Here is an 11529-nt window from a genome sequence, read left to right as displayed (position 1 = left end):
GTACTGGGTGCGGGCCGGTGGTCGCCGAGAGCGGCCTGGTCCTCGGCTACCTGTGGGCGTCCGGCGACGCCGCGTCCTACGTCGCCCGCGCCGACGCGGGCCTTGAGGGGACGAACCGGGCCGGTGCCTTCTACCCGGCGCTGCGCGAGGCGTTCGCCGCGGGGGTCCCGGCCGTCGAGGCGATCCGCTCCCTGGCCCCGGACGCCGAGGAGGCCCAGGCCCCGTCCCTGGACGACCTGGTCGGCCTGGCCTCCCGGTACGAGCAGACCCTCCGCCTGACCTTCCCGCTGCCGAACCCGGACCTGCCGCCGCGCCCGCCCGTCCCGCCGGCCGAGCGCGACTCCGTCCTCGCCTACCTGGAGCAGGCCCCGGTCGCCTTCCCCGCGGGCCCCCCGCTTCCCGACCTGGAGGACGACGCCCACCCGGCCACCGTCCCGTCCGGCTACCGCACCGACGGCGCCTGGGTCTGGCCCGAGGGCACCGCCTACTACCTCCGCACCCACGGCGTCCCGCCGGACCCCGACCTCGTCGCCCACATCCGGGCCAACGCCGGCCGCGTCCCTGACGTCCCCCCGTCCGCGATCACGGCCGCCGTCGAAGCCCTCAAGTCCCAAGGCATCCTCAAGCCCCCGCCGCTCTCATGAGCGACGACCCTTCACGCCCGCAGGACGCGCCGTCCGACCGTCCAGGGCCGCCACCTGACGCGGAAACCGGGCGTCCCGTGCCGGCGGCCTCGGAGCCGTCGCCTGGCCGGGCGGCCGTGGAGTTCCTGCCCGCCGAGGACGAGACGGCGGAGTCCGAGCCCGCCACGCGGTCGGCGGCTCCGCGTCCCCAGTTCCTCCCGCCGGTGACCGATCCGCCGACGCCCGAGACGGTGGCCCCTCCGCCCCCGCAGGCGTCCGCACCCCGCGGCAACCGGCGCCTTCTGATCGCCGGCGCCATCGGCGCGGCCGTCGTCGTGGTCCTCGGCGGCGTGGCCTGGGCGGTCGGCGGGTCGTCCGAGGAGAAGCCGAAGGAAGAGCGCTACGCGTCCTTCCCCGCGGCCTGCTCGACGGTCACCAAACCGACGATCGCCCAGTTCGTCCCGCGCGCCGAGCCGCCCGTGGGCGACCGGTCCGGCTCGAAAGACCACTCGTGGTGCCTCTGGGCGGGCCCGATGCGCGCCACGGCCGGCGGCAAGCGGATCCTGTACCGGACGGCCCGGGTGGACATCACCGCGTTCGAGAGCGTCGCGTCCGCGAAGTCCGCCTACGACTCGTCCTGGCGGACGGCCATCGGGTTCTCCGGCTCCAACTCGACCCTCGGCGGCGGAAAGCTGGCCGGTGACGCCTCCGAGCCGATCAACGGGCTCGGCGACCAGGCGTTCTACTACCACCGCACGAGCAGCACGACGCTGGGGAAGTCCGGCGAGTCAGGCGAGACGGTCCGCGCGCGGAACCTCATCGTGACCGTCAGCTACACCGGCTTCAACGCCCGCGCCGACGAGCTGGGCACCCCCGCCGACACGGGCCGCACCCCGCTCGACAACGCGACGGGCCGTCCGGGCGCGGACGCCCTGTCCCGCGACGTCGTCAACGCCCTCACCACCTGCCCCACCTGCCGCCAACCCAACTGACCAGCGCAGGCGGCGGAGTGCGATGACCCGCCCGGATTCCACCGGGACGCCCTCTCCCCCGGGCGGGGGATGGGGGAAATGACCCGTTCGGGGGGCGGGGGACGAGCCCGGCGGGGGAAGTGCCGTCCGGGGGCGTCCCAGCAGCATGGTCCGTGACAGGAAGCCCCTTGACCCGGGAGTTCTCATGGACACCGCCGTACCCCGCTGGATCGAATGGACGGCCCGCGCCGCGAGCCTCACGACGCTGCCCTCCGGGCTGTGGCGGATCGCGCTCGGCGTCGGCGTCCCGGTCGGGTTCTCCGGCGAACTCGCCGACATGTACCGGCCGGGCTGGACGATGACGCCGTACGTGATCGTCCTGAGCCTGGCCGCTGAGGGACTGGCCATGCTGACCATGGGTCTCGTCCGGCCGTGGGGCGAGACGGTCCCGTCCTGGGTCCCGTTCCTGGGCGGACGGAGCATCCCGCCGCTCGCGGCTGTGGTCCCGGCCTCCCTCGGCGCCCTCGCCGTCACCGCGATCACCCTCGTCGGCGCCGTGACCTGGGCGGACCCCGCCGCGATGGGCGATCCGGACGCCCCGCACGGTGTCGCGGGAGCCGTCATGACCGCCTGCTACGCGCCCCTCCTCGCCTGGGGCCCGCTCCTCGCCATCGTCACCACCGCCTACTACCTCCGCCGGACCCGCCGCCCCCGCCCCACCGAGGCCACCGCCTGACCGATGCGCGGGCGGCCCGCCCTCACGACGACATACGCCCGCAAGACCCACAGCGTCTACCATTCCAGTCGTCATGAACCGACCCACGTTCCTCCCCCCCGACGACAAGCCCGAGACTCCCGTCCTTCCGACCACCCCGACGCCGCCCGGCCCCTCCGCACCCCTGTGGAAACGACGGCGGTGGATTGCCGGAGCGGGGGCACTGCTCCTCGCGGCGGGAGGCGTGGCGTGGGCCGTCGCGGGCTCGGGATCGGGCGAGAAGAAGGAGCGGGCCGCCTTTGCTTCCGCGCCCGACATGTGCGCGGCCGTGTCCCAGGGGACGCTCGACCGGCTCGTCCCGAAAGCGCAGAAGCCGCCCACGACGGGGACGTATCCGGACCAGCGCTACACCTACTGCGACTGGCGCTCCTCGACGATCGGGGAGCCCGGTGTGAAGCGCATAGTCGAGCGCGGGGTCATGGTGGCCGTCCGGCTGAGCGCGAACGACTCCGCGGCCCGGCTGGACTTCGAGTCGGAATGGCGAGGCGCACTCCGGATCGGCGGCACCACCTCCCTCGGAACCCTGCACAGCGACGCCACCGCCCGCATCAGCGGCATCGGTGACCAGGCGTTCTTCACCCACCGCACCGCCACCAGCGGTCTGGGCAAGATCGGCACCGCCGAGGAGACCGTCCGCGTCCGCAACGCCGTCGTGACCGTCTCCTACCGCGGCCGCGACTCACGTGCCGACCGCTTCGGCTGGGCCGACCAGAAGACCACCCTGCCCCTGGACGCCACCACCGGCCGGCCGCCCGCGGACGCCCTTGCCCAGGAGGTCGTCACCGCCCTCACCTCCTGCGCCCCCTGCCGAGCCCGCTCCTAGTCCTCAACGCCGGCTCGACCTGACGCCACCGCAGGTGACCGCCGGGGCCCCGACGCCCCGCCCCGGCTCCCGTCGCGGCGTCCCCGTCCGGGGTGGGGCTGAGGTTCGTCCCAAGGCGTGTGGCAGGGGGCCCGGTCGACCCGTTCGGAGTTCGACTCTCGGAGGCGCTCAGCGAGGTGCGCTCAACGCGGGCCTTCTTCGCCTCAGCCTGACGGCAGCGAGCGGAGGTGGAGGCCTGGCATCACTCCTAGCAGCAAGAACAGCGACAAGAACAGCAGGGCGCCGCCGCCGACGGACGCCGCGGTGAAGACGACAGCGGCCAGAGTAGCCCCCCAACAGATCCAGGCCACCGTGGTCGGGACGGCCGGGGAGTGACCGGCGAACCCGAAACCCACCGCCAGAAGGAGGACCAGGCATGTCATGAACGATCCGGCGCACGCCACGGCGAAGGGCAGCTTCTCAGAATCCGCGGGGATGTCACCCCGCAGGAAGAAGACCGCGTAGATCGACGCGAACATCACGTACCTGCCCAGACAGAACCACAAGTAGCGGCGTCGAGGCACTCGCGTGCGACGACGGAACGCGATCCGAGCCGTCACGACTGGGGCACTCCGGTCGGCGGCCACTTTCCCTCGGCCAAGTGATCGTTTCCGTTGTTCTGGACCCGCATGGTGGAGGCCGCGTCCGACATGTCGTCGTAGGCGACCACACCGGCGGTGGCGACGACTCCAAGGAAGATCGCGATCACGCCCGCCGAGTAGAGGAGCGCGGGGATCGCGCCGACGATCGAGACGAAGCCGGCGATCGCCGCGACCAGCGAGCCGATCAGCGTCCCGAGCGCGACGAAGAACGTGATCCAGAACATGTTGAGCGCTCCGGCGCATTTGTCCAGGGCCCCGCACAGCTCCTGAACCGTGCTCGCGTACTGGCGAAGAGCGGAAGCCTGCTCGCCGTTGGGCGCAAGCACCTTCTTGTACTGCTCCGCCGCGTCGCCTGTCCATTTGTCGTCGACATGCATGTAGGTATCGGTGATCTTTCCCGCCTGGGCGGACACGGAAGCCTGGACATTGTTGCTCAGGTCCTTGCTCACCTTTCTCAGACGGTCCGAGTCACCGGTGTGAGCGATGAAGTCACCGACCTCCTTGAAGACTTTGCTGCACATGCTCGCAAACTTGTTCCATGCGGTCTTGAGCGGTTCGAAGAGGTAGGAGAGCCAGCCGGGGACCTTCGACAGGATGCTGTTGACCTTGCTGGTCATCGCGTCCATGGTCGAGCTCAGCTTCGTCAGACTGCCGCCGACATTGGTCATGAGCGCAGCGAACTCACTCATATCAGAATTTCCACCCTTCCTTAATGGCCGTGACCAGCTTGTGGTTTTCCTCTTCCTTCCCCTCATACACCTTGATGACCGTATTGAGTTTGTTCTCCACACCACGAAAAGCAACGTCCGCCAGTTCGGCGAGCGATCGAAGCGTGTCGTTCAGCGTCGTGTAGGCGTTGGGCACCCCGGCCTTCTCCCCGAGGTAGCCGAAAGCCTCCTTGAGGTCCTTGACCTGGGCGACGTTATGCGCCGCCTTGCGCATCTCACCGGCGATCTGGTCCCAGGTGGTGACGTCCTTGCGCATTTCGTTCAGCCGTGCTTCGAGTTCACTCATCGACCTTCACCCCATGGAATTCGAACCATCCCGGCGGCAACTTCCTGAAGCTCGTTGATCACCTTCTGCAGTTGCTCGATCCCGGGCGTGAGGGCGGGCTCGAACCCCGTGCCCCTCTCGATCGCCTCACGAGCAACGGAGAACGCGGACGCGAACTCCTCGGCGATGCGCGACTCGTCGGCGTCACGCAGCCAGCTGTGATGGGTGGCCACCCCCGTGATGGCGTCCCCGACGATGGTGAGCGTGACGCGCCTCTTCTCACTCTGGACGGTGAGGCCGGGCGGTTCCGACGCCATGGACCCGAGTTCACTCTCCGCGCGCGCGAGCGCGTCACTGAACTCGTTGGCCAGCAGATTCACATGTCGGAGCGCCGACTCGGTGTCGATCTCCGGCCCGGCAGATCGCGGCCTGGCCGTGGGCACGCCCGGAGCTTTGGGCGCGGCCGGCCCCGGGGCGCCGGGCACCGTGGCCGAAGGGTCGACGTTCTCAAAGCCCGACATGAGGGCTGTCACCCGCGAGATGGAGGCGTTCGCACAGGCCTCCATCACGGCGGTGTCGAACGTTTCAGGCGTGAGCCCCCTCCGCCATGGCCGGAGAAACCCCAGCCGGAGCGGGCCGCCATCGGGCGCGATCGTGACCGAGACTGTTTCGGATGCGTCCCGCCCTTCGTGTTCGACGTCACCCGCCTCTGGCGTCGTTGCCATGCGCAGGGACGAGCTGAACGCGTCGACTTCGGCGATGAGCTCGTACAGGCCACCGAGAGCGGACATCGGATCGGCGGGAATGAGAGGGGGCGGCGTGGCGGGCTCGCTCACGACCACCCGCCTCTCCTCGTCGTCCCCCGTGCGCTGGGGGACCGGGATGTCCGCTTCGGTGAAAACCTGATCACCATCCGCGTCCGGCTGCGACGCGGGCACGACCAGGCGTTCACGTATCTCTGCGTTATCCGCAGGAGCAAATGGGGTTGAGCTGTTGAGCAGGTCAGAAATTCTATTTGGGCGGCTGGATTTCTCCGTCATCACTTCCTCCTGCACCAAGGAGCAAATTTGCCAGAAAGATTATCGCCTGCCAACAGCTAGGGTCAACCCCTCCTAACCTCCAGCCCAGGACGTAAGAGCGAAGTCAAATAAAGTACGCAGGCCGACGGCGTGGTGCACCAAGGTGCCGGGGATCCGCACGGAGACGTGATTGCTCCTCCGAGGCCCGGCCCCTCCGGTCCGAGCCGGTCTCCTACCGGTCGGAGGGTTAAGACAAGCGAAAAGCGGGATGGCGGAGTCCGTGTTCACGGACTCCGCCATCCCGCTTTCGAGTACGGCGACCTCGACGGCTACTGAGGGGGATTCTGCCCGCCCGCCGGAGGCTGGAACTGCGGCGCTCCGTTTCCGGTCTGCCCGGGCTGCCCGAACTGCGGGCCGCCGGGCTGGCCGAACCCGGACGGCTGCTGCGGGCCCCCGTACGGCGACTGCTGCGGACCGGTGTGGCCACCCGGCTGCTGCCCGAACGACGGCGGCCCCATCGGCGCGGGCGGCGGCCCACCGGCATCACCCTTGCCCTTGCCGCGCCGCATGAGGACGACGCCGCCGACCACGAGGACGGCGATGACCACCACACCGATGCCCACGTAGAGCATGGTCGAGGACCCACCGCTCTTCTTCTCGGAGGGCGCGGACGACGTCTGTCCACCCGTAGCGCCCTTGGGAGTCGCTCCGCCCACCTTGTCGAGGCGCTCGTAGACAGGGTTCGGTGCGGTCGCGGGGACCTTCGTGCGGAGGGCCCGCGGGATGCTGATGACTCCCCGTCCGAGCTGGTCGGGCGAACCGAAGTCCTTGGTGGTGTTGGTGAGGATCTGGACGATCCGGCGGGCGGACTCCTGGGGGAACTTCGCCCGGAGCAGCGCGACGGCACCGGAGGTGAGCGCGCTCGCCTGACTGGTCCCCTCTCCGCTGGAGTACACGTGACCGGACTTGCCGATGCCGCCGACGTCGGCGCCCGGGGCGCCCACGGTCACGTACGGCTGCCGCTGGGATGACGCCCAGGCTTTGCCGTTCTTGCCGAGTGCGCCGACGGCCAGCACTCCGGGGCACGATCCCGGGATGGACGGGTCATTGGTGGAGTCGCCTTCGTTGCCCGCCGCCGCCACGAGGACGACGTCCTTCTGGGCCGCGTACTTCACCGCGTCCAGGAGGGGCTGCGGGCACGGGTCCTGCTTGAACTGGGGGTTGCCCTCGCCCTGCGAGATGTTGACGACCTTGGCCCCGTGGTCCACGGCGAACCGGATGGCCTTGGCCTCGCTGTACTGGTTCACGTCCCGGACCACGATCGGGAGGATCTTGGCCTCCGGAGCGATGCCGACGAAGCCCGAACTGGTGCCGCGCGAGGCGATCAGGCTCGCCATCGCGGTGCCGTGGCCCTCCTCGGAGTCGACGTCGGTCCGGCCGTCGGAGTTGCCGCCCGAGAAGTCACCGCCCGGGACGGTCGCCTCCTTCAGGTCGGGCAGCTTCGCGTTGACGCCGCTGTCGATGACGGCGACGGTGACGCCCGCGCCCTTCGTCTGCGGCCAGACCAGCTGTTGGATGCTCCAGCCCTTGAACCACCATTCGTTGGGGTTGGGGCCGGGCGTGGCACGGGCGGGAACGGTCGGGATCACGGCCAGGCCGACCGCCGCCGTCGCAGCCGCCGCCGATCGAGTCAGCCGTCGCATGAGTTGATCTCCCTTGGTCCGGACAGCGAAGAGGGTGGGCGGGGGCCGCAGCCCCCGTCCACCCGGGTCACGCATGATCGTCTAGCAGTGGTCAGCCGATCACGGGAGGTGCGGTGTCGTCGTCCGCGCCCCACACATCCTCGTCCTCGGTGAGCCAGGTGGAGCGCTCGCGCTCCTTCTCCCCCTCGCCCTGGCCGCCGTGCTGGCCGCCCATGGGCATGCCGCCCATGCCGTTGCGGCCGGCCGCGCCGGCGGCGGAGCCTCCGAGGCCACCCGCCATTCCGCCCGGGACGCCGGTGACGCCGCCGCCACCCATGCCGCCGCCGGCGCCGCCGAAGCCGCCGCCGTCAGGGCCGAGGCCGCCGCCACCGAACCCGCCGGGGCCGCCACCGAAGCCGCCGCCACCGCCGCCTCCCCCGCCGGGGCCGAGGCCCGTCGGGTTGAACGACGACAGGTTCGTCTTGTGGTTCGGGTCCTTGAACGGGTTGTTGTTGTCGTTGTTCCAGGGGTACTGGTTGTGGTTCTTGCTCGGGTCCTGGAACGGGTTGTTGCTGTCCGGCTTGTGGCTGAACGGGTTGTTGCCGTCGGGCTTGTTGAACGGGTTGTTGTGGTCCTGCGGCAGGTTGCTGTTCGGGTGGAAGTTCTTGCTCGGGTCCGAGGTCGGGAACTTGCTGCTCGGACCTCCCCCCGGACCGCCTCCGGGGCCACCGCCGGGTCCTCCGCCAGGGCCGCCGCCCGGGCCGCCACCGGGGCCTCCGGGCGGACCGTCGTGCAGACCGCCCTTGTCGCCGGGGAGATCCTTGTCGATCTTCACCGGGTGGTGGTTGAAGGCCTCGCCCATCCGGGTGCTGAAGCGCTTGATCAGGTCGCGGGCGTTGTCGTCGTCGCCACCCGTGTGGAACATGCCGTCCGACATGTCCTCGCCGGCGGTCTTGTACCAGCTGAGGATCGACCCGCCGTACCAGTTGTACAGCTCGGCGTTGGTGTGGCTGCTGTCCGACAGCGCGGCGGCCGTGCCGTGGACCTTGCCCATCTGGTCCAGCGCCTTCTGGGACGAGTCGCCCTCCCAGTGCGCGATGATGCGCGGCCGGAAGTTGTTGTTCAGCTCCTTGGTCATCTCCGCCAGGACGTCGGCGGCGTCCTTGTACGACGTCGCGGCGCGGTTGACCGGATCCGGGTTGATCTTCTTCAGCTGGTTCTTGATCGAGTCGAAGTCCTGATCCGAGAAGTCCTGGTTCGCCCAGGCCCTCCCGTCGCGGATCGGGAACGATCCCTTGTTCTCAGTCATTGCTTAGCGTCTCCCGGCTCGGGCTCACGTCATGTTCGGGGTGCCGCTGGTGTCGACCTTCCCCACCTGCTTCTTGGTGGTGTCGTGCGCCTGCTCGTAGGCGTCCGCGGCCGCGTTCAACTTCCCGATGACACCCTTGTACGAGGTCACGATGTCGTTGATGTACTGCCCGAAACCGGACTTCGACTGGTTGACCAGGTCGACGAAGTCCTGGGAGCCCTTGATGCCGCCGAGGTGCTCGGTGGAGACGGCGATCCCCCCGACGGCGTTCAGCTTCTGCTGCCAGACGTCGAGCTTGTACTGCATGTCGCGGGCGATGCCGCGCAGTTCCTCCGGGTCGACCTTGTAGCCGGGGTGCGCCTCGGCCTTCCAGGTGCGGTCCGGCTCGTCCCGCGGGAGCTTGTGGTCGGCGTCCCCGGGGTGCCCGGCGTGCATGCCCGGACCGTACTTGTAGAAGTACTCGCGCTGCTGGTACTCCGGCAGCGCGTCGAACTCCTGCTGGGTCAGCCCCTTCTGCTCCTTGGCCTGCGCGTACTCGCCGTAGCCGACGGTGTAGACGTGGTCGATCTGAGCGAGCTGGCCGGGGGTCAGGTGGTATTTGCTCATTGCTGGTTCTCCTGGCTACGGAGCGTCACGGCCCTGGAACCGGCCGCGTGGACGCGGGCCGCCCTGGCCGTGCGAACGGCCGGAGCGGCCCGCGCGACGGGGCCGGGGGGAGCAAGCGGCCGTGTCAGCCGGCCCAGATGCCCTGGTTCTTGCGCTCGGCGGCGCTGTAGTTGGAGTGCGCCTCGCCGATCACGACGCCGAGCTGGTTGAGGACGGTGCCGATGTGCTGGGCGGCCGCGTCCCACTGGCGCTTGGCGTCCCAGTACGCCTGGACGGCGTCGCCCTCCCACTGCTGGAGGTGCTTCTCGAGCTCCTTCTCCAGGTCCTGGAGCTCGTCGACCAGGGCACGGTAGGTGAGGCTGAAGTCGGCCTGCGCCTGCTGCATCGTGCCGAAATTGGCCTTGGTGTAACTGTCGCTCACGATCGAAATCCTTCGGGGGGTCTGAGACCGGTCTGGACGGTGGGTGCCGTGTGGATCAGGTGCCGCCGTTGAGCAGCGCGTTGATCTTGTTGACCGCGTCGTTCTGCTCCTGCTCGGTGCTCTCGTACTGGATCTTGGTGTGCGAGAGCTTCTCGTGCATGCCGTCGAGGGCGGTCCGGACCTTGTTCATGTCGGTCTGGAACTCGTTGAAGACCCGGTCGAAGGAGACCGAGGCGTTGCCCGCCCAGCCGCTCATGAGGTTGCTCTTGTGCCCCTCGAGCTGGCTCTGCAGCCCCTTGATGAGGTTGGCGGACTCCTCGATGCGAGTGGCCGCCTGGGCCATTGCTGCTCTGTCGACTGCGGACTGGCCGGCCACAGTGTCACCTCCAGGTTGGGGAGCTTGTCCTGACACCGCGTCACAGGCTCATGCTGGCCGCACCGTGCTGGGCGCCCCACCGCGCCACCCCGTCATCGGACGGAGCGGCGCACCCTGTGACCCGAAATGTCAGCGATCATATTGGTTTTGCCGTCAGGGTGTCGACGCATTCGAAGATCGCCAGGATCCACCCGGACGCGTGTGATTCACCTCACATGCCCCATGAGAGCACCCAGGACATCACAAAACCCAAGCTCAGCCGCCAGGACGCCGACGGCCGCCGCCCCGGGAAAGCCCGAGGTCGGTGGCCGCGAACACCGGAAGATCCGCGAAGAAGCGGTCAGCCGCCCGTCGTCGGGACGGGGTTGCGGGCCTTCGCCGGGTCCAGCGCCGGCCCGGACGGGATCAGGTGGATCACCGAGGACGGCACCGGAGCGGCCTTGCCCGCGTCGTAGCCGAGCTTCTTCGCCACGTCCGCCGACGGCAGCGCGAACCGGATGCCCTGGTCGTTCACCAGCGACAGCGAGCCGGAGCCCGCCGCCTGCCCGCCCGACTCGCCGCTGCCCGGCACCAGGCTCATCAGCGCCGCGCCGCCCGGCGGCAGGACGACCTGGTCCACCGCGTTCGCCGAGCCGGCCGAGCCCGCGCCGAGCGTCGCCGCGGACGGCGCGGGCAGCGTCCCGCCCATGGTCAGCCGCGCCGCGGACGACCCCGTGGGGAACACCGCGCACAGCGGCGCGGAGGTGTCCCAGGTGGCGAACTTCGGTAGCGTCGGCGGGAGGTTCGGGTCCATCAGCCGCTGCGAGCCGACGGCCTGCTGCGCGGACGCCGCGTCCACCTGGACGGGGGCGACGCTCTGCCCCGGGTAGGCCTTCAGCGTCTCCGGCGAGCGCAGCAGCAGCTGGGCCTGCGTCTCGGAGATCTGCGCGAGGCCGTCGCCCATCAGGACGTACCAGAGCGGCCGGTCGCCGGTGTCGGCCTTGAAGACCTGGCCGATCCGGGCGGGCCGTCCGCCGGGCCCCTGGTGCGAACCGCCGCGGCCCGGGACGTTCGGCGCGCCGAAGTTGCCCGCGGCGGGCATCGCGTTCAGCCACGCGGGGGGCACCTCGACCGCGTCCGGGCCGCCGGTGATGGCCGTGACCTGCCCCGGCGGGACGGTCAGCTGCATCCGGTGGTCCTTCCAGATCACCCACGGCTGCCCGCCGGACTTCACCACGACGGCCTCGCCGTCGGTGAGGCCGCGGCCGCCGACGTCGCGTCCGGCTATCGCGGCGACCCCCGCCAGTACAC

Annotated in this window: 13 protein-coding genes and 1 pseudogene; 4 read left to right on the top strand and 10 right to left on the bottom strand. The window is 69.9% G+C overall.

Annotated features, from left to right (window positions below; all coding sequences use genetic code 11):
- The 4 genes and pseudogenes from AB0J52_RS12825 to AB0J52_RS12810 all read left to right on the top strand — a co-directional run.
- Positions 1 to 644, top strand: a pseudogene (locus AB0J52_RS12825) (hypothetical protein); the annotation flags it as partial.
- A gap of 77 nt (positions 645 to 721) precedes the next feature.
- Positions 722 to 1615, top strand: coding sequence for a hypothetical protein (locus tag AB0J52_RS12820; protein WP_500181742.1), 894 nt, complete (start codon positions 722 to 724; stop codon positions 1613 to 1615).
- A gap of 184 nt (positions 1616 to 1799) precedes the next feature.
- A complete protein-coding gene (locus tag AB0J52_RS12815) occupies positions 1800 to 2330 on the top strand; it encodes a hypothetical protein (RefSeq protein WP_500181741.1) in 531 nt (176 codons plus the stop codon).
- 73 nt (positions 2331 to 2403) lie between these two features.
- A complete protein-coding gene (locus AB0J52_RS12810; protein WP_500181740.1) occupies positions 2404 to 3192 on the top strand; it encodes a hypothetical protein in 789 nt (262 codons plus the stop codon).
- A 203-nt stretch (positions 3193 to 3395) separates the two neighbouring features.
- Here the strand turns inward: AB0J52_RS12810 and AB0J52_RS12805 are convergent, their stop codons facing one another.
- The 10 genes from AB0J52_RS12805 to eccB form a co-directional block, all read right to left on the bottom strand.
- Complete coding sequence (locus tag AB0J52_RS12805) at positions 3396 to 3710, bottom strand: hypothetical protein (protein WP_500181739.1); 315 nt, start codon at positions 3708 to 3710, stop codon at positions 3396 to 3398.
- Positions 3711 to 3787: 77 nt separating this feature from the next.
- A complete protein-coding gene (locus AB0J52_RS12800) occupies positions 3788 to 4522 on the bottom strand; it encodes a hypothetical protein (RefSeq protein WP_500181738.1) in 735 nt (244 codons plus the stop codon).
- A gap of 1 nt (position 4523) precedes the next feature.
- Positions 4524 to 4847 carry a hypothetical protein gene (locus tag AB0J52_RS12795; RefSeq protein WP_500181737.1) on the bottom strand — a complete coding sequence of 108 codons (324 nt, stop codon included), beginning with the start codon at positions 4845 to 4847 and terminating at the stop codon, positions 4524 to 4526.
- Complete coding sequence (locus AB0J52_RS12790) at positions 4844 to 5884, bottom strand: hypothetical protein (protein ID WP_500181736.1); 1041 nt, start codon at positions 5882 to 5884, stop codon at positions 4844 to 4846. The genes AB0J52_RS12795 and AB0J52_RS12790 overlap by 4 nt, the downstream gene beginning before the upstream one ends.
- A 290-nt stretch (positions 5885 to 6174) precedes the next feature.
- On the bottom strand, positions 6175 to 7548 hold the full coding sequence (locus AB0J52_RS12785; protein ID WP_500181735.1) for a S8 family serine peptidase: 1374 nt from the start codon (positions 7546 to 7548) through the stop codon (positions 6175 to 6177).
- Between the two features lie 91 nt (positions 7549 to 7639).
- Positions 7640 to 8836: a WXG100 family type VII secretion target gene (locus AB0J52_RS12780; RefSeq protein WP_500181734.1), complete on the bottom strand. Its 1197-nt coding sequence runs from the start codon at positions 8834 to 8836 to the stop codon at positions 7640 to 7642.
- A gap of 24 nt (positions 8837 to 8860) precedes the next feature.
- Entirely contained in the window at positions 8861 to 9442 is a 582-nt protein-coding gene (locus tag AB0J52_RS12775) for a hypothetical protein (protein ID WP_500181733.1), read from the bottom strand.
- Positions 9443 to 9566: 124 nt separating this feature from the next.
- Complete coding sequence (locus tag AB0J52_RS12770) at positions 9567 to 9863, bottom strand: WXG100 family type VII secretion target (protein ID WP_500181732.1); 297 nt, start codon at positions 9861 to 9863, stop codon at positions 9567 to 9569.
- 55 nt (positions 9864 to 9918) lie between these two features.
- The gene (locus AB0J52_RS12765; protein ID WP_500181731.1) at positions 9919 to 10239 is read right to left on the bottom strand and encodes a WXG100 family type VII secretion target; all 321 of its coding nucleotides are present in this window, start codon (positions 10237 to 10239) and stop codon (positions 9919 to 9921) included.
- A 340-nt stretch (positions 10240 to 10579) separates the two neighbouring features.
- The coding region (gene eccB / locus AB0J52_RS12760; RefSeq protein WP_500181730.1) for a type VII secretion protein EccB at positions 10580 to 11529 on the bottom strand (950 nt) is incomplete at its 5' end.

It is taken from the genome of Spirillospora sp. NPDC049652 (assembly GCF_040675125.1).
Classification (GTDB): Bacteria; Actinomycetota; Actinomycetes; order Streptosporangiales; family Streptosporangiaceae; genus Spirillospora.
This window is presented reverse-complemented; position numbering and strand designations above follow the sequence as displayed.